Origin of the sequence: Aeromonas sp. R2-2 (assembly GCF_040908355.1) — a bacterium.
GTDB classification, from domain to species: domain Bacteria; phylum Pseudomonadota; class Gammaproteobacteria; order Enterobacterales; family Aeromonadaceae; genus Aeromonas; species Aeromonas veronii.
The window spans coordinates 1-17,994 of sequence record NZ_JBFODQ010000079.1 but is presented as its reverse complement, the minus strand read 5'-3'; the positions used below and the strand labels follow the sequence as shown (position 1 = coordinate 17,994).

Sequence of the window (17,994 nt, the reverse complement as noted above, 5' to 3'; positions counted from 1 at the left end):
CATCGATGACACATATGATTACCCGAATGTTGGCTGGCGCTGCGCTGATTGCAGGCAGTGCGCTACCGGTATTGGCCGATCAGGGCAAGATGGTGACCCTGGCGGATGTGACCCAAGGGGATGCGGCCGCCAATATCTGGGTCAGCGGCACGGTGGCGAGTCGCCAGCAGGCGGCGCTCAGTGCCGAAGTGAGCGGCCGGGTGGAATGGATCGCCGAATTTGGCAGCCGGGTCAAAAAAGGGGACGAGCTGCTGCGCCTCGACAGCGCGGCGCTGCGCCTCTCGCTGGAGCAGGCCCGCGCCGAGCAGGCGAAATGGCAGAGCAACTTGCGCTTCGCTCGCGCCGAATCCCAGCGGATCACCCGACTACACCAGCAAAAGAGCGCCTCCCAAAGCCAGTACGACAAGGCCAGCTACGATGTGGAGCAGGCCGCGCTGGCCGAGCGGCTGGCCGCCATACAGGTGAACCAGATTGAGGAACAGCTGCGCCGCAGCCACATCTATGCCCCGTTCGACGGCGTGGTGAACAACCACTTCATCCAGCCCGGCGAGCATGTGGACGCGGGCGAACAGGCGCTGGAGCTGGTCAACCCGGATCAGCCGGATATCCGCCTGCAGGCCCCCATACTCTGGGCCCAGCAGCTGGCACCGCAAACCCGGCTGCGGGTGGAGGGGGAGCAGCTGAGTGGTCACGGCGTCTATTACCAGCGGGCCGCCAGCGCCGATCCCAAGTCGCGCCTCATCGAGCTGCGCCTCAAACCGGAAGCGGGCACCTTCATCATCGGCTCGCCAGTACGGGTTGCCCTGCCACTGGGGGATCAGCAGAGCATGCTGCTGCCCCGGGACGCCCTGGTGCTCGGCACCGATGGCAGCGTGGTCTATCAGGTGGCGAGAAGCGGCAAGGCGCTCAAGGTGAATCGGGTGCCGGTCACCGTGCTGTTTGGCGACAGCCAGCAGGTGGCGGTGAGCGGCGCCCTCAAGCAGGGGGATCGGGTGGTGGTGCGTGGCGCAGGCAGCCTGCAGGATGGCGACACCATAGCGCTGTTCAAGGGGTAGCCACGCCCGGGTCAAGCTGGCCAATCTTTGCCCGCTTGACCCGGGACATACAGCCAAACGGGCCACAGTTTGCTATCTTGGCGGCCATCACTCGCGTTTAGAGCAATCAACACCCATGAGCATTATTTTGGGCATCGATCCGGGTTCGCGGATCACCGGATACGGGGTTATCCGGGTCGTGGGCGGCAAGGCCGAATACTTGGGCTCTGGCTGCATCCGCACCGATTGCGGCGAGCTGCCGGAGCGCCTCAAGCAGGTTTATGACGGGGTATGCGAGATCATCACCCAGTTCAAGCCCACCGAGTTTGCCATCGAGCGGGTCTTTATGGCCCGCAACGCCGACTCGGCCCTGAAACTGGGGCAGGCCCGGGGCAGCGCCATCGTCGCCGCGGTCAATGCCTACCTGCCGGTGAGCGAATACTCCGCCACCCAGATCAAGCAGGCAGTGGTGGGCACCGGCGGCGCTGCCAAGGAGCAGGTGCAGCATATGGTGACCCATCTGCTGAAACTCTCCGCCACCCCGCAGGCGGATGCAGCAGATGCCCTCGGCGTCGCGCTCTGCCACCTGCACACCCGCCAGAGCCTGATCAAGATGGCCGGCCGCGCCAGCAGCTCGGTACGTGGCCGCTATCGCTGAGCCCTTGTGTTGACCGCGGCTCATCTCGGTATCGCTAAATAAAAAACCGCCCCGGCTATCCGGGGCGGTTTTGTTTTGGGCAGGTAACAACCAGCGGGACTTGTCAGATGAATGTTCTCTAACGTTACCGGCCATATATTCAGCCGCCTTATTCAACCGCAGCATTCACCCCGGCGAGTCGGACCTGCTGTTCACCACGCTTTTCCAGCGCCGAGCTCATGGCGAGGGAGAGCGCCTCCAGCTGGCCATCGAGGCTGGCATCGATGATCCCCACCTCGGTCTCGAGGATGCAGCCCCCCTGATCGAGGCGGGCATCGGCGGAGATCTCGAGATAACCGATTTCGGGGAAATCCTTGTGCACCCGGGCGATCTGGTCGCGCACCGCCTGCACTTGCTCGGGATGAACCCGTATCGTCACCTGCTTCTGGTTGCTCACCAGCGAGAGCGCCTCTCGTACCACCTTGAGGGTGAGCGCTACCTGATCGTAATCGTGCAGGATCTTGCGCACCGCCTGCAGCACCACCTCGCTCATCTGCTGCTCCACGGTGCGATAGTACCCCTGACACTGCAACTGGGTCTGGTGGATCAGCACCGCCTGTTCGCGCCGGGCCTCGTCAATCCCGGCTTGCCAGCCAAGGCTCTTCTGCTCTTCATAGACGGCGCGGGCCTCGGCCACGATATCGGCCGCCTGGGCCCGGGCGGCCTCTACCAGCTCCTGTGCACTCAGGTAGGAGAGGTAATCCTGGCTACGCAAAATACGCTGGCTTGGCGCCAGTTGCAGATGGTTAGTCTTTATTTCAACAAATGGCAGCATTGGGGGGTTACCTGTTTGGCAATCTTGAGACAAAGCGCCCGGGCCAGTGGCAGCTGGTCAGCCGCCAAAGGCCATGATGGCCCGGGTGGCGCAGGGGGAAGTCGCAGGGTGAGACGGCGAGCCCAGTCGGGGTAGCCTTCCCCGGCCGCCGCCAGCCAGAACTGCAAACCAGCCTCTTCCAGCACCCCCTCATCGAGCTGAGCGGGCAGAGGCTGCTGCCAGCCAGCGGGCCAGGGGCCGATCAACAAGTCGAGCTGGGAGAGTACGGCTCTGTGCCCCTCCTCCCCCAGCAAGGCGATGATCTGGCGCAGCGTCGGTGCCAGCAGGCAGCGACGGATCGCCTCACCGTGCAGCACGGCCCCCAGACGGCGCAACAACAGCACCAACTCACTTTGGGGAAAGAGCGCCAATCCCCCCAGAGGCGCGGGCATCTCATAGCCAATCCCCAGCGCCAGCGCCTCGAGCAGGGCGCCGTTACTGGCTGGCAACTTTCGCCACTCCGGCAAAAATATGGGCACCTGCGCCCAGGATGAGGGCAGGTGCGCCTCATGCAGATAACTGGCCGGGCAAAAGCGCAGCTGATAGGGGGTCAAACCGACCGTCATCCGCGACTCCGGCTCCGGTGCCACATGTATTGCGCCAGGTTGCTGGTCACCACCAGCGCCAGCAACAGGGCAATCAAGCCGCCCAGCCGCCATTTTGAACCTTCGCTCACTTCAATGGAGAAGAGCGAGGTATTGCGCGGCATCAGCGGGCTCTGGCGCACATCCGCCGAGGGCACCAGCACCACGCTGATCCGGTCGTAGGCGAGCCCCTCGATACTATTGTTGACCAGCTGTTTGATCTGCGGAATGTAAGTATCGAGCTGGATATCCGCCGCATGTTTGATAAAGACCGAGGCCGATGCGGGAGAGGGTTTCTTGCTGATCCCCTCATTGCCCTCCGGCAGCACCACATGGACGCGAGCCACCAGCACGCCGTCTATTTCCGACAGAGTATTGGAGATCTCCTGCGCCTTGGCATAGGTGAGGCGAGCCCGCTCCTCGGTGGGCGAGGAGATGAGGCCATCCTTGGGAAACACATCCTGCAGGGTGGAGAAGCTTTCTTTTGGATAGCCCTTGCGTTTGAGGGTCTCGATGGCCTGCGCCACGTCGGACTCCTCCACCAGCAGCTTGATGCGGCCATCCTTGTCCGGCTGCTTGTCCGAGGCGATCCCCTCGGTTTGCAGCAACGCCAGCATCTCGTTACCCTCTTTCTGAGTGACCCCGGTATAGAGCTCCACTTTGCAGCCACTGAGCAGCAACGAGGCGCCAAGCACCCCCATCAGCATCGATCTCTTCACACTACCTCACTGGGTCTTCAACAGGGTTTCTACGTTCTGGCTCATCTTGCCCACTGTCTTGGCAATCAGCTCCTCCTGCATGGTGATCCGCATCAGCGACCACTGCATCTGCATCAGGCTGTTGGGATCATCCCCCGGGGTGGCCAGCTCGGCTTGCAGGCTCTGTTTGGCCTCGACAAACTGCTGCTTCAACTCCCCCAGCTCCCCGAGCAGGGAGCTCCCCATCCCCTGGGATGTGCTCCCCATCGCCTGTTCAAAACTGGCGACATGGGGCGAGGAGAGATCCACCGCTTTCAACTCATCCAGGCTGGTTACCACCGCCTGGGCAGACTGTGCAATTTCCATCACGCCTCCAGATCAAGTTTGTGCGAATTGCGCATCAGATTGTCCACCATGCCGTTGAGCGGGATCAGGGTCATCAGCTCGCGCCGGGCCAGTGCATCGAGAAATTGATGCCCCACGGGCACAGCGCCCTGCCCGTCCCTGAGCTCGCTCAACAAGTTCAGCAACACCTTCTCCCGCCGCGACGCCAAGGGATCAAACTCCCGCATGGTGGCTCGCAGCTCCGGCAGATCGATGGCATCCACCACCGGCGACTGACGCTCGCCAAAACGCGCGATCAGCTTGTCGGTGACCGGGGCAAACAGTTGCTTGCCAATCTCCGGCGCCGGTTTGTCGCCCTGTTGGTAGATCTGCCAGAGCAGTTCACGCTTGGCGGCTGGCGCCACACCGGCCAGCAAACCCTCAAGGGGTGCCCCCTGTTGCCAGCGTTCGAACAGATCCGGCTCGGGGGCTTTGGCCAGCAGTCGTTCAAACTGGCGTTGGGCCATGGATTCGGGCGGGGGGGGCTGACGCAGCGGCTGCTCTCCCCCCAGCTGATCGCTGCCTTCAATTTTCATGAGGTCATCTGCTCGCGCAGGCCTGCGGCAAACTGTTGCAAGGCTGGCTGACCGCTCTGTTCCAGTCGCAGCAATCGTGCAACCAGCGCCTCCTGCTGACCAAGCCGCCACTCGCACAGTGCCAGCCAGGGTTCGATATCCGGCGTGCAGTGCTCGCCACCAAGCTGCAAAGCGGCCTGGTAATCCCCCCGGTTCATCAGGGAGGAGAGGCGAATGAGCGTTACACACTCGGTCATCTCCGGCGCACCCGCCAGCCAGTCGGCGATGGTGGCCGCCTCCTGGTGACAATGGTGGCCGGTACCAGCCAGCGCAAGTTCGGCCAGTTGTCGCTTGAGTTCAGGGTTCATCATCAAATCTTCTGCAAAATACCCTGCATCAGGTCTTTCATGGCCCGAGTCACGGTGGAGTTGATGTTGTAGATCACCGACCATTTGTTGATCTTGTGCTGCAACTCGGCCAACAGCGCCGGGTTGTCAGGGTTTTTTTCCATCGCCGCAATGGCCTTGTTGACATCCTCGTTGGCGATATTGGCCTGCCCGGCAAGGTTATTTGCCACCTGATCGAGGGTGTTGGTAGCGGTACTCTCTCCATACTTAAAGATCTCAGCCATGGTTGTGCTCCTTTATCTTGCCAATGATCGTGAGCCCCGCCTCGATGGCGTCGGCCTGTTGTTGCCACTCCCGATACTGTTGCGGGGTTCCCCCGCGCAGCAGTTGCCGTTTCACGTCTCCCTGCGCCTGAACAAGCTGCTCATGCAGCTCGCGGGCAAAGGCGGGATCAGCGCCGGACAGTCGCGCTTCCAAACTGGTCATCATGCCGCTCGGCTCCTTTTAATTTGACGATGTATTGCTGCTTGCCCTTGCTCACCACCACCGCATCGGGGCGAATGGCCAGCACACGCACCCCGCTGGAGGTTGCGCCCCCGACCGGATAGCGCTGGTTGTCCGCCAGTACCACATAAGGCACCCGGCCAAACGAGACGCTGCGCACATCGAACTCCAGCTCATCCTGACGCGGCGTTCTGGTCTGATTGATCAGCTCCAGCGTCGGGTGTGTACCGAACTCCCGGCGAAACTGCTGGTTGACCTGCTGAAACTGGCCAAGTTGACGCTCATCCAGCTGGCCGGAGAGTTCGAGTCGCCCACCCGCCTCGCGCACCCGCAATGTCCCAGCCAGCCCCTGCTCCTGCAGCAAGGCATCGAGGCGCTTGCGATAAGCCCCGGCAATCTGTACCTGATTCTCAACCCCCAGCAGGCCGGGTACCTCCTGCTTGAGCAGAGATTCAATAGTGCTCCATTTGCTATCCTGCCCCTGAATTTCACCGCTGAGCTTGAGCCAGCCGGGCTCCTTGCCATTGCGGATCTGCAGCTGTTCATAACCCAGCTTCTGCAAGATAAAGCCGGCACCCTGCCGCAGATCTTCCATGGTGCGCAGCTCCAGCCGGTAGTTGAAACCCTTGCTGTCGAGGTACTGCTGCAAGGCAAGACGCGCGCTGTTCTCATCGACATAACCCGAGAGTTGCCACAGCTCGGGGTCACTGCTGTTCAGCACCACCTGACGGTAGTTTGGTGCGGCCAGAAAGCGCTTCAATGCCTGCTCACTGCGGGCGGATTCGTTCTCGTCGGCGCCATGCCACCAGCCCGTGCCGAGCAGCAAGACCACGGCGACCACCAGACTCAGGCAGAGGACCCCCATCCAGACATCGGCGCCCGCTGCCCGCCGCCGCGGCGCACGAGAAGGAGCAACCACCGCCGCCAATGCCTCAAGCTGTTCGGGTAGCGAACGACTGTTGTCACAGAAGCTCCAGAGCAGCGGGCCTGCCTCCAGGCGCGTCCCCGCCCTGAGCGTCTCTCCCGCGGTCAGGGCGACACCGTCCTGAGTCGGGGTAATACCGTCCGCCCAGGCTTGCAGGGTGATCCCTTCACCAGTCACCAGCAGTACCAGATGCTCGGGGGCCATCCCCTCATCCACCAGCACCAGATCAGCCTTGAGGGGATCGGAACCGATGACCAGACGCCCCTCCGGCAGAGGAGCTTCTACCCCGCGGTTGAGCCCGCGATATACGCGGCACTTCCAGCTCATCGGGGAGCGCCCTCATGGCCCGCCTGCACACACCAGCTGGCGGCCGGTGTACATTTTTGATCCTTGTTCATTTCGACCAGACGCCACCCCAGCTCATTGCCCATCCGGCACTGAGTGAGGGACGAGCTCTTGCCCCCCTGACGCAGCAGTTGCTGCACATCACGGGCTGCAGCCAGCGGCTGGCATTGCGCGCCCCCCAGCACCTTGCCAAGGGAGAGACTCTGATTGGAGATCTCATCAGCCCCGAGCACCCCGGCTCGCAGATCCTGACCATTGCCCAGCGCCAGATAGTGGGCAATACCGTCATCAATCAGACGAGGCTCGATGATAAAGAGCCGCACCGAACGACGAGTCTGGGTGTCCTTGCTACGGAACAGCGCCCCCAGATAAGGGATGTCACCAAGGAAGGGCACCTTGCTCAGGTTCTCGCTCATCTCGTCGCGGTAGATACCGCCTATCAGCAGGCTCTGGCCGTGGCCGACCCGGGCGATGGTATCGACCACGGTGCGACTGATGGTGGGAATGCCATCGGCCCCAGCACTGTTGGGTTTCTGGTTGCCATCCTCGATGTGGAGGCTCAGGCTGATCTCGGGTCTGTCACCCATCTGGATCACCCGGGGGGTCATCCGCAACATGGTGCCGTAAGTGATCCCCTGCAGCTCGGCCACCCGCTCGCCGCTGATCTTCACGTAATAGGTTTCGTTGTGGTCGATCACCGCCTGGGTGTTTTCCTGGGTCAGCAAGGTCGGGCGGGAGACCACCTGGGCATTGCCTTCATTTTCCAGCAAGTTGACCCGGGCCAGCAGATAGTCGAGTCCCTTGGAGTCCACCAAACTGCCGAGCGCGGCGCCCCCTTCAATTCCTTTGCGATCGCCGGTGGTCTTGATAATCACCTGCTGGTTGGAACCGGTGCGGATCCCCACTCGCCAATCCACCCCCAGCTGGGAGAGATCCTCGGCATTGATGTCAATAATGGAGAGCGCCACCTCAATGCGGGCCGCCGGTTTGTCGAGCGCGGCGATCAGCTTGCCGTACATCGCCATCCGCTCCGGGGCATCTCGCACGATCACTGCATTGAGGGAAGGATCGGCTTGCACGATGGCCTGACCGGAGGTGGCCGTCGCTGCCTTGCTACCCTCGCCGTTGACCATCTGCACGCCAGCATCGCTCAGCAGCTTGGCCAGAATGGTCGCCACACCGGGCGCCGCCACATCGGTATCGCGGTACTGGATGGAGCGATCGGTCGCCGAGGCATACTTGAGGGGGAAGATCTCGATGGCCAGCGGCCCGGTCTTCTCGCTGCGCAGCTGGGACTGTTGCTCCAATGCCAGCGCGGTCTGCTCGATCAGCTCAAGGTAACGGGGCGGGCCGGAGACATAGACCAGCCGGTTATCCGCATCGGGGCGCCAACCAAAGCGGGGCTCCCAGATCCCGGCTCGTTGCAGCGCCTGCTTGAGTTCTGCTGCGCCAGTCTGCTCCAGATTGATGAGACGGGACTGCACTTCGCTGTTCTTGAAGACGTAGAGCACATTACCGTCGTAGTACCAGACCAGGTTGTAGAGGGAGGAGAGCTGCTGCAAAAAGGCGAGCGGCTCGTCATGCTCAAACTGACCGTTGACCTGATCGTTGACCTTGTCGCTGACCACCACCGAGACCTCGTAGTTGGCACCGAAGTTGACCAGCACGTCACGCAGACTCTCCCCTTCAGCCACATAGCTGTAAGGCATGGGCACCCAGTCCAGCTCCTGTGCCATGGCGGGACGCTGCCACGCCATCACGGCGAGGCAGACCCACAACAGGGGACGCAGCAGGGGTTGCACACTCAAGGGTGCCATATCATCTGTCTCCATTGGGGGGCCAAGGCGGCCTCGGTCAATTGGGGTTCCAAGCGCTCCAGCAGGGCGATGTGCTGGCTCAGGCGCTCCGCCAGCAGCGCCTCATCGAGCCACTCCAGCGCGAGCCGCGCCTCCAGCTGCAAATTGCCAAGATCATCCAGCACCAGGGCATGGGGGGCATGACGGCCCCAGGCCACCACCTGTTGCAACAGACGCTTTAGCAGCGCCGGATCATGGGCCTCAGCGTCATTCCTCTGGCTGCTTGCAAGCGGGGTGCTCAGCAACAACTCACCGTTTCTGGGGGTCAGAAAGAGGGGATAACCATCGATCCGCAGATGGTACTTTCCCTGTGCGTCGGCAATAAAAGGCCCTTGGCCAAGGTTTGCGGCCAATCGATTCAGTAGCGTTTGCATAGTTCCTCGGGCTATCTAGGGCGCAGGAGGCTGCCAGTAGAAGTGATCCTGACCCAGGGCAATGCCCCGGCCGGCCAACCACTCATGCAGGGTTAGGGCTGCCTCGTCCTGATGGGGCAGTGCCTGCAGGGCATGCCAGAATGTGCCGAGCTCAAGCGGTACCGGCATCAGGTGAACCGGGTCCCCCTCCTTGCTCGTTTGCGCATACCAGGCAGGCCAGGCCAGCTGGAGACGAGCCTCACAATCAGTTTGCAGCCGAGTGAGCTCCTGCTCGCGCTGGTTCAACTGCTCAAGCTGATCGGCGATCCGGCTCTCCAGATCCGCCGGTACATCGACCACGGTCTGCCAGAACACGGCCTGGGCATTGAGCTGGCGGCGCATCACCTGCAACTGCTCCAGTTCGTTAAGCCAGGCGCCGTAAAGTGGTTCAAGACGCTGAACCCACCAGCGGTGCAAGGGATAGAGCACCCAGTGCCACAGCAAGGGACGATCCGCCAGATTGATGCGGTCCCCCAGCTGCTGCATCCAGTCACAACGCTCGCTGCCTGCCAGACGCAAGATCTGTTGCAGCTCCTCACGCGAGACGGCCAGCGCGGCATCGAGACGGCGCTGAAACCAGATGGAGCCCAACAGGCTCTCCAGTCGGGTTCTGGGCAACAGTCGTTGCAACAGGGCCATCTGCTGCGAGGTGATCACGCCGGCATCCTGATAACGGAGCACGGACAGCTGGCCGACCAGACGATCCCGACTCAGGGTATCTGGCTGGACAACGGTAACCCGACGACCTGCAAACAGGCCCTGGTTAGGTGAATGGTGATCTTGCTGACTCATGCTATGCCTTGCTCATCTTGCTGCGGGCAATAATGGAATGATGTTTCGATATGCTGGCTATTCTATCCATTGCCTCGCTCCGCGGCTTATAAAAAACGTCAGATTATTTTAGTCCGGCGTTAATCTGTGCCGTGTCGGGCACGGCTTGGCGTACAGCCAAAACGACGACGATAACTCTGGGTAAAATAGGATTGGCTGGAGAAACCGGCCTCCATCGCAATATCGACGATGCTCATTTCACTATTGAGTAATAACTGATGAGCGAAAAGGATCCGCCTTTCACTGATCCAGGCGCGTGGAGAAACACCATATATCGAGCCAAACAGCTCCTTGAAAGTGGTCAATCCCATACCGAACTCTTTGGCGAATTCGCTGAGCTTCCACTCCATCAGATAGTGCTTTTCCATAAACTGTTGCAACCGCTCGACCTGGCGATTGCTCAGCTGACGCAAAATAGACATCAGTTGCGGCCCCTGTTCGCCAAACGCGAGCAGAAACAACAACTCTTCGGTGCGTAATTGGGCAAGTGCGGGGGGATGTTCATGTTCGGTCAACCCGCGCAGCCCCTGAATACATTGGGTCAGCAAGGGGGATGAGTGAAACGGCAACAGCGTGGGGGCCATCCCCTCCAGCCGGGGGACTTCACTCAATAGTGAACCAAAACGTTGCAAGAAGCCTTGCAAAAAGGAGTTTGACAGAGGTAGCCAAAGCAGGCGGCAGGGGCCGTCACCGGTACAGACCGCGTAGTTGCCACGGCGCACGAACAGAAGTTCGTTGGGGGATAATTCATAGGTATCGGTACAGTCCTGCCACTTCATCGATCCTTCCAGGAGAATATAAATTCCCTCTTGCGGATGTTCGATAACGTTAAAAGCAGACATGCACCACTGGAGCAGGGCCATATCGCCCTTCTCTGTGGTAGTAATGCCCTTCATGTTTTATTTTCCTGAATCTGCGTGTAGTACCAGTAACACCTCCGGAAGCGGGTCGCTCTCGGGTGCTTTATTATTGCTGTTATTTTTATTTATTATTTTGTAATCAAGTCATTCGCTGGTGAATTCAAAAATTAATCACCATTGAAATGAGGGGGGATCCTACAACAGTCACAAGCAGAAAAACCAGCCTAAAATTAGAGCTAACACACTATTTATCCAGTGCAACGACTCATACTTAATGGTGTGCTTACAGCAAAAGATACTTCGTTACAAAAAGAAACCTTCAATCTTAACTGACAAATTAATAAATGATTGATTTGAGACTTTTTATTTAAACACAATCATTACTGACATTGTGGATAACAAGCTTTTGGCTGCAATTGAATAACCATTTTTTTGTCATTAAAAATCTTAAAAACTTTCTGCTGACTCATAGCCTGTACCGCAGTGCCATCCATAAATTGCAAGCGGGCACGCAGATAGATCTCCCCTTCCGCCAGTTGCAGAGGGGTCAAACGCAGATCAAACAGCAATGGCAGCATGGTCACCTCATAACGGGTGGCTGCCACTTGCAACGGACGCCCCCCGATCACGCTGAGCACAGCCACCTCCACCGTCGCTGGACGTGGCAAGGCTTGCGGGAAATGCACCTCGCCCTTGATTTGCTGTTGCGATGGCTTCAGCTCCGGGGTGGTGACACAACCGGCCAGCATGGCCGACAACATCAGTGCCAGCAGACCTCTCATAACACCCGGATCCGCCGCTCACTCAGCGGTGTGTGCTCACCCTGTTGCAGTCGCTGCAGCGTCAGCTCCTGGACCTGATTGAGGGTAATGGAGCGTCGCAGCAGTGCCGACAGGGGAACCTGGCTCGCACTGGCTGACCGGGCACTCACGGTTCTGCCTGCAAATGCCCCCACCTTGCCCGCCTCTGCCCCATGCAGGGCCAGCGCGCCTTGTGATTCCTGAATCTTCATGGTTATACCCGCACTCCCATCACCTGATCACTGCTGCCTGCCTCCCGCGTACCGGGTTGCAGCAACTCCTGCCAGAACTCGGCATGCTCCAGCATGCTGGAGAGACTCTCTTCAAGGTACGCCAGGGTCAACCGGCTTGCCGCCATCTGGCGATAGAGTTGCACCGTCAGACTCTCTTCATCGAAACCGAAGTGAAGATTGAACTGATACCAGTGACGATTGAAGCTGGCCAATTGACGGAAAATCCCCTCGCCCACCTGATGCAGCTCGGCCACGTCGGCCTGCAACACCAGCTGATCCCGCTCCGGCACCAGGATCAGGCTGAGTTGCAACTGCTCGTCAAAGCAGAGCGCCGCAACCCCCTCCTGATTCAGAGCCAGGGATGGCAAACCATATTTGGTGGCAAATTCAGCGAGCAGTCGATTGATGATGACAGTTACATCCATGATTTCCTCCAGCAGAGAGAATGGCATGTTAGCCTGCCACCGCCATGCGGGCTGTCACTCAAGGGCGGCACTTTTAAGAAAAATGGCCGGAAAACAAAAAGGCGCCCCAGTGGGCGCCTTCATTGCCATGGCGTTTATGCAACGCCGAATGCCGCTTTCCAGGCCTGATTCTGGCTCTGGGAATACTGCTGCATCAGTTGCAGCAGATCTTTCATAAAGTTGGCATTGAAGGACATATTGTCCTCGGCCTTCTGCTTCTCGCTCTGACTGATGGTCGCCTCGACCTCGTCTTCTTTCGCATTGGCCTGGCTATCACCCTGCGCCACCTGCACCGCTGAGTTGCTCATTTGCCCCACAGACTGGGTTACGGTGTTGAACACCTGACCCCGTTCGGAAGTACGAGCAAATTTCTTGTCCAACAATCGGCTCGCATTACTGTCTGCAACTTGATCCTGTTTCCAGACTTTACCCACATCAGCACGGTCAACCTGTTGGCCCTGCTTGCTCAAGCTATCAACCTTGGCGTCAATCAAGGCCTCGCGACCGGCAATCTTGCCATCAAGGGATTGTTGCTGCTTGATAGTCTTGGCGCCCTTGCCCAGGCTGATCCCGCCCATAATGGCAGAGAACCCCGCCATCACGCCGGAGACCACCGCCATGGCGATCATCAGCTTGGCGCCGTGGCGCATCTCGTCAACCTGTGCCTGCTGGTTGCTGATGACCAGCTTGTTCTCGATATCCCGAACCTGTAACCCCTCCTCACGGGCCTGACGGGCCAGTTTGAACAGCAAGGACATCATATCCATCGCACTGTCCAGCTGCGCAACCATCTGGGTCACCCCTTTGGTATCGAAGGGGACGGAGGGGCGTGGCAGAGTAGGAACGCTCTTGTTCTCTGCCCCTTGCGAACGGGTCGAAGCGGCGGCCTCATGGGCAGTGGTCGCACTGCGAACCTGCTGCGCCTCACCGGCCTGCACCTCGGTCAGCGGGGCGGTACGGGTCACGCCATTTGCATAATCACTGTTAATCATGGTCGGTACTCCTTAGATAGCGGCAGGTCTGCGGGCCAGGTTGTTCATCATGTCGCCCTTGGCATTGATCATCTGGAAGATCATCTCCATGGTCTGCTGGAACGCCTCGATCATCTGGGCTATCGCCTCCTTGAGCTTGTCGATGACCCCTTGCAGTTCGGTCATCTCGCTCTTGCTCAAGGCAAGATCAGCCTGGGCATCGAGCGACTCGGACTCTTTCGCCGACTGGACCGTTTTGGCCACGCCACTGCTCACATCAATGAGGATATCGGCACCCTGGGTGGCCAGTTTGGCCACTTTCGCCACCTTATCACTCACCTTCACCGCCTCAACGGTTGCTCTGGCACCAAATTTGGCGGCCATTTCACCCGCCTTGGCAACGATTTTGGCGGTAACATCCGCAACCTTGCCGCCAATCTTGGCGCCCAGTTTGGCAATCGCACCGCCAATGGTCGCGCCGAAACTGACTGCGGCCGAAATAACAGCCAACGCAATCTCTATCCCCATCAGGGCTGGCCCCAGCTTCTCCATCACCTCCTTGGAGATAAGGCCATCAGCGGCAGCCTGCTGCACAGCCATGTTGACCACGCCAACGACGCCAGCTGCGATCATCAGGGCACCGGCGGCAGCACCAATCCCGGTTGCCACCATGATGGCACCGATCACCAGCGAGGCGATGGCACTGATCCAGCCAAAAATCTTGCCAAAGATACCGGCCTTCTTGGCCTCCTGGGCACTCTCTTCTGCCTCTTTGATCTTCGCCTGGTTCTCGCCGATCTTCTTCTCGTTCAGCGTGCGAGCTTGCCGGATATCATCAAGCTTCAGCTTGGTCTGGGTCTTCTCCAGATCGCTGGTGAGCTTGCCCAGCTCAATCTCGAACGCTTCGGGCGAGGTAAAGGCTGCAGTCACCAACCCGGTGGTGTGCGGCAGAATCAAGCGGGTGTTCTCTTTCACCGAAGCCACCAACTTGCCGATTTCACCAAGTTGCTGCGCACTGACCTGGCTATTGCTTACCGCCAGTGGTGGGTTCAGCGAGACCCCTGACTTGCGGGCCTGACCGGTGACTTGCACCGTTGCGGCATCGAGCCGTGTTTCACTGCGAGGTTGGGTTACGGGCGCCAGGCCCGCAACATCACCTGTGTTTCCCAGCGGGGAAACCTGTCTTTCATTGCTGATCGGGTTCATCTTGCAGATCCCTTCTGATTGCGATGGCTTCCAACATGACCTTGGCGCTTGCCGCCAGGTCTGCCTGCCGGGGATCTGTGTCCGCCAGCAGTCGGGCCGAGTGGAAGCCACTCTCGGCCCCGTTCAAATCACCTTGTTGCAGCCGGCACTCGGCAGCATGAAACGGGAAACGGGGATCTTTCAGGTCGAGCATGGCGCCAAAGCTGTAGCTTTGAACCGCCGTTTCAAACTCCCCCATCGCCTGACGGCAGGCACCCAGCCCGAGGAAATAGCGCGGCTCATAGTGATCCAGCATGCAGAGGGCCTGGAAGATCTTGTGAGCATCCTCCCACTTGCCGGCCTGATACTGGCCAAAGGCCAGGGCATAGAGCTGCTCCAGGGTGTCGCCCGAGATATCCTGCAGCATGGCCAGGGTGCCACCGTCAGCCATAAAGGCTTCCAGCTCTGCTTCATATTCCGGGGTCAGGGTGGTATCGGTCTGCATGATCTCTCCTCAAATTGCGCCAAGAATGTCGCGCATGATGCTGTCGTATTTCTGGATAAAGCGGTTGAGTGCCTCGATGGCGGCGTTGTAGCGCGAGCTGACGTCGTTGAGGCGGGTGGTCTTTTCACTGACCTGATCGTTGAGCGGGCGAGAACGGTCGCTCACACTGGTGGAGAAGTTGCCAAGCTTGTTGTTGTCCTTGTCATAGCTGTAGCTGGCTTCGATATTTTTCATCGCACCGCTCTTCTTCTGCTCACTTTCGAGGAACGTTTTAACTGTGAGGACCTGCGTGGCTACGATCTTCTCAAAATTGGCTTTTTTACGCTCATAATCGGCCTTGGCCTCCCCCAGCGTTTTGGGGTCGAGGCTGGCAGACGTTACTTTTTCCAGCTCATTTTTAGCGTTGGTGAAATCTTGCTGTGCTTTTTGCACCGCCCCATCGGTAAACATTTTTGACAACAGTTTGAACTCTGACCCATCCATAAATTCGGCCAGAGACTGATAGCCATAGAGCTTGTAATCCAGCAGATTGAAATTGGTGTTGAAGGTCTGGCTGGATGCCGCAGAGAGCACCTTGTTGATCTCGGACTGGATCACCCCGTAGATCTTCAGCTCACCGGTCATCTCTGCAAGCTCGTCCCGCAGCCCTTTACGCTGGTTGTCCTGAAACGCCATCACCCCGGTAAAGGTCGTGATGAGATCGTCATCGATGCGATCCATGGTCAGCGCACTGAGGGAGAGCAGCATAAATTCAGGGACGGTCCAGTGGGTGACTGGCGGGGTTTGTTTTGCTCCCCGCTCGATCATTCCCTTGATGGCGGCAATGGCCGCATCTTGCCCCCCCTGGAACTGGCCCATCGCCCAACCCCCGTTGATCGAGGCGGGATCCGTCAGATAGGCAGCCAGCAACTTCTCCAGCGGCTCCTTGCTCAGCGCAGTCGATGAGTCAGCACTGATGGTGATCTTGCCCTTGAGCAGCTCGACCAGTTCGGTCAACTTGGGGTTTTTATGGCCCGGCAATGCGTCCAGCGCTTGCCCATCAAGCCAGCCGACGAACGCACCAGGGTTGGTGTTGTAGTCAGGGATAGTGCTCATCACGACTCCTTAAATCATCAGTCCGCGCATCATGGTGGGACGGCGACTCTTGCGGCCCTCTCCCGGCTGTGCCGGCAGTAACGCCTGTCTGCGCTGGATCTCAGCCAGCAACTCATGCTCGGCCACGGCCACTTGCTCGGTCGGCGCATCGAATAGCAGCTGACAGGTCTGATCCGAGAGTGCGAGGCCAGCCAGCATCTCTTGCAACAGAGCGTTGCGGTGATCGCTGTCGGCAATGGCCTGCTCTGCCTGCGAGATGGTCTCGCTATGGTCGGCAAAACGCGGTTGTTTCATCTTGGCTCCTATTCTATGAGGCCCTTTTGGACATGCCTGTCACGCAAGGCCGTGCTTTTGTCGTTTTCGCATATCTCGCAGGGAACAGACCTGCTCGGCAGCCAGCATGAACCAGCCGGGCTCGGGTTCACTGGCTCCCGTCCAGCGCAGGTAAAAGCGCCCGAGCCGGTCACTACTCAGGCTACTGCCACGAAAGACATCGACGTTGCCGTAGAGGTAATGGCCCGGCCCGAGTACAGCCAGAGTGGCTTCGGCCAGCAAATAAAGGGCGGCAAAGGGGTTGGCCAGTCCGGCCCGCTCCCCCTCTCGGCGCACCAGCAGGATCCAGACCCGTCGGGTCGCAGGATCAAAGCGCCAGGCGAGATAAATTTGGCGATAGCAGAAAGCGTGGCCGAGCTGGATGGGGGTTGCCCCCAGATAGTGAGGTACCACCGCCACTCCCCTGGCTTGCAGCCAGGGGATCAGGGGGTCAGAGGTTAACGGGTCCCCCCTCACAGGCAGACCCTCCCGAGGGGCTGGATATTGATCTGCTGGGTCAGCTCCTGATAGGAGAGCACCGGCAGGGCATGGTAATCCCCCTCGATGAGCTTGCGCACATAGCGGCGGATATCCATGGAGACGATGAGCACCGGTTTGTTCTGCATCTGGGCCAGATCACCGACGGTATGGCGCACCTGATCGAGAAAGCTCTGGGTAATAGTGGGATCGAGCGCCAAGTAACTGCCCGCGCTGGTCTGGCGAATGCCGCCGCGGATCTGCTCCTCCACCTGCTGATCGAGCAGATAGGCAGGCAAGATGTTGTTACCGTTGGCGTACTTGTAGCAGATGTAGCGCTTGAGGCTGCTGCGGATGTACTCGGTGAGCTGCACCACATCCTTCTCTTTCTGGCCCCACTCCACCATCGCCTCGAGGATGGCGCGCATGTTGCGGATGGAGATATCCTCCCCCACCAGCCGCTGCAAAATTTCGGTCATCCGCTGCAGCGGGATGATGCGTTGCGCCTCCTTCACCAGCTCGCCATAACTCCCCTCCATCTGCTCCAGCAGGTAGCGGGTCTCCTGAATGCCGATAAAGTCCTCGGCATATTCCCGCAGCACATGGGATAGATGCCAGGTCACCACCTGATCGGTGGTGAGGCTGGCCAGCCGTGACTTCTCCAGCCGCTCCTGATGTTCATTAGCGACCCACAAGGTCGGTTGTCCCGGCAGCAACGGCGCCCCCTCTTCGTAGGGGATCCCCAGCAGATCGAGCTGGGAGGCGCTCTCCTGCACCAGCTGGTGGCCCGGTCGCAGCAGACCGCGGGCGACCGGCACTTCCTGCAGCTGGATCAGGTATTCGCCAGGCCCCATCCCATCGTTGAAACGCAGGTGAATACCCGGGAAGGGCACCCCGAGATCGAGATAGAGGGCGCGGCGCACCCGCACCAGTTCGTCGTTGAGGGCAATCGCCTCCAGCTCGGCCTGCAAAGCAGCATCCACATCGATCAGGAGCGGCACCGTCATGGCGAACTCCTCCTTCTCCCCCAGCTTGCCCCGCGGCTTGCTGCCCGGTTTTGGCTTGCTGCGGGCGGCGGGGGCTCCCGCCCCCTGTGCTAGGACGGCAGGAAGATCCTGACTGTTGCTGCTCTGCGCCTTGCGCTG

24 protein-coding genes and 1 pseudogene are annotated in these 17,994 nt (G+C 59.6%); 2 read left to right on the top strand and 23 right to left on the bottom strand.

The annotated features are described in order from the left end of the window. The first annotated feature begins 5 nt into the window (after positions 1–5). Together AB5Z09_RS17210 and ruvC are read left to right on the top strand one after the other, a co-directional pair. Positions 6–1,055 carry an efflux RND transporter periplasmic adaptor subunit gene (locus AB5Z09_RS17210; RefSeq protein WP_058058932.1) on the top strand — a complete coding sequence of 350 codons (1,050 nt, stop codon included), beginning with the start codon at positions 6–8 and terminating at the stop codon, positions 1,053–1,055. 115 nt (positions 1,056–1,170) lie between these two features. Continuing rightward, positions 1,171–1,692, top strand: coding sequence for a crossover junction endodeoxyribonuclease RuvC (ruvC, locus tag AB5Z09_RS17205; RefSeq protein ID WP_005334512.1), 522 nt, complete (start codon positions 1,171–1,173; stop codon positions 1,690–1,692). A gap of 148 nt (positions 1,693–1,840) precedes the next feature. On the opposite strand, the gene ascL is transcribed toward ruvC, so the two are convergent. From ascL to ascV, 23 genes and pseudogenes are all read right to left on the bottom strand, one after another. Continuing rightward, complete coding sequence (gene ascL, locus AB5Z09_RS17200; protein WP_368195805.1) at positions 1,841–2,506, bottom strand: SctL family type III secretion system stator protein AscL; 666 nt, start codon at positions 2,504–2,506, stop codon at positions 1,841–1,843. Next, positions 2,485–3,111 (bottom strand): SctK family type III secretion system sorting platform protein, encoded by a 627-nt coding sequence (locus AB5Z09_RS17195; protein WP_368195804.1) that lies wholly within the window; start codon positions 3,109–3,111, stop codon positions 2,485–2,487. Before AB5Z09_RS17195 ends, ascL begins: the two co-directional genes overlap by 22 nt. Beyond that, the gene (ascJ, locus tag AB5Z09_RS17190; RefSeq protein ID WP_179831119.1) at positions 3,108–3,848 is read right to left on the bottom strand and encodes a SctJ family type III secretion inner membrane ring lipoprotein AscJ; all 741 of its coding nucleotides are present in this window, start codon (positions 3,846–3,848) and stop codon (positions 3,108–3,110) included. The genes AB5Z09_RS17195 and ascJ overlap by 4 nt, the downstream gene beginning before the upstream one ends. 6 nt (positions 3,849–3,854) lie before the next feature. Further along, positions 3,855–4,193 carry a SctI family type III secretion system inner rod subunit AscI gene (ascI, locus tag AB5Z09_RS17185; RefSeq protein ID WP_005320806.1) on the bottom strand — a complete coding sequence of 113 codons (339 nt, stop codon included), beginning with the start codon at positions 4,191–4,193 and terminating at the stop codon, positions 3,855–3,857. Next, a complete protein-coding gene (ascH, locus tag AB5Z09_RS17180; protein ID WP_043821063.1) occupies positions 4,193–4,747 on the bottom strand; it encodes a YopR family T3SS polymerization control protein AscH in 555 nt (184 codons plus the stop codon). Before ascH ends, ascI begins: the two co-directional genes overlap by 1 nt. Next, complete coding sequence (locus AB5Z09_RS17175) at positions 4,744–5,097, bottom strand: YscG family type III secretion system chaperone (RefSeq protein ID WP_043821060.1); 354 nt, start codon at positions 5,095–5,097, stop codon at positions 4,744–4,746. Before AB5Z09_RS17175 ends, ascH begins: the two co-directional genes overlap by 4 nt. Continuing rightward, positions 5,097–5,357 carry a type III secretion system needle filament subunit SctF gene (gene sctF / locus AB5Z09_RS17170; RefSeq protein ID WP_005334534.1) on the bottom strand — a complete coding sequence of 87 codons (261 nt, stop codon included), beginning with the start codon at positions 5,355–5,357 and terminating at the stop codon, positions 5,097–5,099. The genes AB5Z09_RS17175 and sctF overlap by 1 nt, the downstream gene beginning before the upstream one ends. Beyond that, a complete protein-coding gene (locus tag AB5Z09_RS17165) occupies positions 5,350–5,562 on the bottom strand; it encodes an EscE/YscE/SsaE family type III secretion system needle protein co-chaperone (RefSeq protein WP_042054080.1) in 213 nt (70 codons plus the stop codon). Before AB5Z09_RS17165 ends, sctF begins: the two co-directional genes overlap by 8 nt. After that, positions 5,525–6,829 (bottom strand): SctD family type III secretion system inner membrane ring subunit AscD, encoded by a 1,305-nt coding sequence (gene ascD, locus AB5Z09_RS17160; RefSeq protein WP_236322007.1) that lies wholly within the window; start codon positions 6,827–6,829, stop codon positions 5,525–5,527. Before ascD ends, AB5Z09_RS17165 begins: the two co-directional genes overlap by 38 nt. Continuing rightward, positions 6,826–8,679 carry a SctC family type III secretion system outer membrane ring subunit AscC gene (ascC, locus tag AB5Z09_RS17155; RefSeq protein ID WP_368195803.1) on the bottom strand — a complete coding sequence of 618 codons (1,854 nt, stop codon included), beginning with the start codon at positions 8,677–8,679 and terminating at the stop codon, positions 6,826–6,828. The genes ascD and ascC overlap by 4 nt, the downstream gene beginning before the upstream one ends. Next, positions 8,652–9,077 (bottom strand): YscB family type III secretion system chaperone AscB, encoded by a 426-nt coding sequence (gene ascB / locus AB5Z09_RS17150; RefSeq protein WP_017411838.1) that lies wholly within the window; start codon positions 9,075–9,077, stop codon positions 8,652–8,654. Before ascB ends, ascC begins: the two co-directional genes overlap by 28 nt. Positions 9,078–9,092: 15 nt before the next feature. Continuing rightward, positions 9,093–9,908 (bottom strand): type III secretion system negative regulator ExsD, encoded by an 816-nt coding sequence (gene exsD / locus AB5Z09_RS17145; protein WP_040065237.1) that lies wholly within the window; start codon positions 9,906–9,908, stop codon positions 9,093–9,095. Between the two features lie 119 nt (positions 9,909–10,027). Then, positions 10,028–10,843 carry an AraC family transcriptional regulator gene (locus AB5Z09_RS17140; protein WP_019446814.1) on the bottom strand — a complete coding sequence of 272 codons (816 nt, stop codon included), beginning with the start codon at positions 10,841–10,843 and terminating at the stop codon, positions 10,028–10,030. Between the two features lie 344 nt (positions 10,844–11,187). Beyond that, the gene (locus AB5Z09_RS17135) at positions 11,188–11,589 is read right to left on the bottom strand and encodes a YscW family type III secretion system pilotin (RefSeq protein WP_236322010.1); all 402 of its coding nucleotides are present in this window, start codon (positions 11,587–11,589) and stop codon (positions 11,188–11,190) included. Beyond that, a complete protein-coding gene (locus tag AB5Z09_RS17130; protein WP_236322011.1) occupies positions 11,586–11,819 on the bottom strand; it encodes a T3SS regulon translocated regulator ExsE family protein in 234 nt (77 codons plus the stop codon). Before AB5Z09_RS17130 ends, AB5Z09_RS17135 begins: the two co-directional genes overlap by 4 nt. A 2-nt stretch (positions 11,820–11,821) precedes the next feature. Continuing rightward, a complete protein-coding gene (locus AB5Z09_RS17125; protein WP_368195802.1) occupies positions 11,822–12,265 on the bottom strand; it encodes a type III secretion system chaperone in 444 nt (147 codons plus the stop codon). Between the two features lie 134 nt (positions 12,266–12,399). Beyond that, the gene (gene aopD, locus AB5Z09_RS17120; RefSeq protein WP_236322012.1) at positions 12,400–13,296 is read right to left on the bottom strand and encodes a type III secretion system translocon subunit AopD; all 897 of its coding nucleotides are present in this window, start codon (positions 13,294–13,296) and stop codon (positions 12,400–12,402) included. Positions 13,297–13,308: 12 nt separating this feature from the next. Beyond that, positions 13,309–14,481, bottom strand: a complete 1,173-nt coding sequence (gene aopB, locus AB5Z09_RS17115) for a type III secretion system translocon subunit AopB (protein WP_005334552.1) — start codon at positions 14,479–14,481, stop codon at positions 13,309–13,311. Beyond that, entirely contained in the window at positions 14,462–14,965 is a 504-nt protein-coding gene (gene acrH, locus AB5Z09_RS17110; RefSeq protein WP_042054069.1) for a SycD/LcrH family type III secretion system chaperone AcrH, read from the bottom strand. Before acrH ends, aopB begins: the two co-directional genes overlap by 20 nt. A gap of 9 nt (positions 14,966–14,974) precedes the next feature. Beyond that, positions 14,975–16,060, bottom strand: coding sequence for a virulence-associated V antigen (locus AB5Z09_RS17105; protein ID WP_368195801.1), 1,086 nt, complete (start codon positions 16,058–16,060; stop codon positions 14,975–14,977). A 9-nt stretch (positions 16,061–16,069) separates the two neighbouring features. Next, entirely contained in the window at positions 16,070–16,354 is a 285-nt protein-coding gene (acrG, locus tag AB5Z09_RS17100) for an LcrG family type III secretion system chaperone AcrG (protein ID WP_368195800.1), read from the bottom strand. 39 nt (positions 16,355–16,393) lie between these two features. Next, on the bottom strand, positions 16,394–16,849 hold the full coding sequence (locus AB5Z09_RS17095; protein ID WP_368195799.1) for an LcrR family type III secretion system chaperone: 456 nt from the start codon (positions 16,847–16,849) through the stop codon (positions 16,394–16,396). Further along, positions 16,846–17,994, bottom strand: a pseudogene (gene ascV, locus AB5Z09_RS17090) (SctV family type III secretion system export apparatus subunit AscV); the annotation flags it as partial. The pseudogene ascV and the gene AB5Z09_RS17095, both read right to left, overlap by 4 nt.

What these genes read in the sequence shown, in the direction of transcription:
- AB5Z09_RS17210 (WP_058058932.1), top strand. Translation starts at nt 6, where the DNA reads ATGACACATATGATTACCCGAATGTTGGCTGGCGCTGCGCTGATTGCA.
- ruvC (WP_005334512.1), top strand. Translation starts at nt 1,171, where the DNA reads ATGAGCATTATTTTGGGCATCGATCCGGGTTCGCGGATCACCGGATAC.
- ascL (WP_368195805.1), bottom strand. Translation starts at nt 2,506, where the DNA reads ATGCTGCCATTTGTTGAAATAAAGACTAACCATCTGCAACTGGCGCCA.
- AB5Z09_RS17195 (WP_368195804.1), bottom strand. Translation starts at nt 3,111, where the DNA reads ATGACGGTCGGTTTGACCCCCTATCAGCTGCGCTTTTGCCCGGCCAGT.
- ascI (WP_005320806.1), bottom strand. Translation starts at nt 4,193, where the DNA reads ATGGAAATTGCACAGTCTGCCCAGGCGGTGGTAACCAGCCTGGATGAG.
- ascH (WP_043821063.1), bottom strand. Translation starts at nt 4,747, where the DNA reads ATGAAAATTGAAGGCAGCGATCAGCTGGGGGGAGAGCAGCCGCTGCGT.
- AB5Z09_RS17175 (WP_043821060.1), bottom strand. Translation starts at nt 5,097, where the DNA reads ATGATGAACCCTGAACTCAAGCGACAACTGGCCGAACTTGCGCTGGCT.
- sctF (WP_005334534.1), bottom strand. Translation starts at nt 5,357, where the DNA reads ATGGCTGAGATCTTTAAGTATGGAGAGAGTACCGCTACCAACACCCTC.
- AB5Z09_RS17165 (WP_042054080.1), bottom strand. Translation starts at nt 5,562, where the DNA reads ATGATGACCAGTTTGGAAGCGCGACTGTCCGGCGCTGATCCCGCCTTT.
- ascD (WP_236322007.1), bottom strand. Translation starts at nt 6,829, where the DNA reads ATGAGCTGGAAGTGCCGCGTATATCGCGGGCTCAACCGCGGGGTAGAA.
- ascC (WP_368195803.1), bottom strand. Translation starts at nt 8,679, where the DNA reads ATGGAGACAGATGATATGGCACCCTTGAGTGTGCAACCCCTGCTGCGT.
- ascB (WP_017411838.1), bottom strand. Translation starts at nt 9,077, where the DNA reads ATGCAAACGCTACTGAATCGATTGGCCGCAAACCTTGGCCAAGGGCCT.
- exsD (WP_040065237.1), bottom strand. Translation starts at nt 9,908, where the DNA reads ATGAGTCAGCAAGATCACCATTCACCTAACCAGGGCCTGTTTGCAGGT.
- AB5Z09_RS17140 (WP_019446814.1), bottom strand. Translation starts at nt 10,843, where the DNA reads ATGAAGGGCATTACTACCACAGAGAAGGGCGATATGGCCCTGCTCCAG.
- AB5Z09_RS17135 (WP_236322010.1), bottom strand. Translation starts at nt 11,589, where the DNA reads ATGAGAGGTCTGCTGGCACTGATGTTGTCGGCCATGCTGGCCGGTTGT.
- AB5Z09_RS17130 (WP_236322011.1), bottom strand. Translation starts at nt 11,819, where the DNA reads ATGAAGATTCAGGAATCACAAGGCGCGCTGGCCCTGCATGGGGCAGAG.
- AB5Z09_RS17125 (WP_368195802.1), bottom strand. Translation starts at nt 12,265, where the DNA reads ATGGATGTAACTGTCATCATCAATCGACTGCTCGCTGAATTTGCCACC.
- aopD (WP_236322012.1), bottom strand. Translation starts at nt 13,296, where the DNA reads ATGATTAACAGTGATTATGCAAATGGCGTGACCCGTACCGCCCCGCTG.
- aopB (WP_005334552.1), bottom strand. Translation starts at nt 14,481, where the DNA reads ATGAACCCGATCAGCAATGAAAGACAGGTTTCCCCGCTGGGAAACACA.
- acrH (WP_042054069.1), bottom strand. Translation starts at nt 14,965, where the DNA reads ATGCAGACCGATACCACCCTGACCCCGGAATATGAAGCAGAGCTGGAA.
- AB5Z09_RS17105 (WP_368195801.1), bottom strand. Translation starts at nt 16,060, where the DNA reads ATGAGCACTATCCCTGACTACAACACCAACCCTGGTGCGTTCGTCGGC.
- acrG (WP_368195800.1), bottom strand. Translation starts at nt 16,354, where the DNA reads ATGAAACAACCGCGTTTTGCCGACCATAGCGAGACCATCTCGCAGGCA.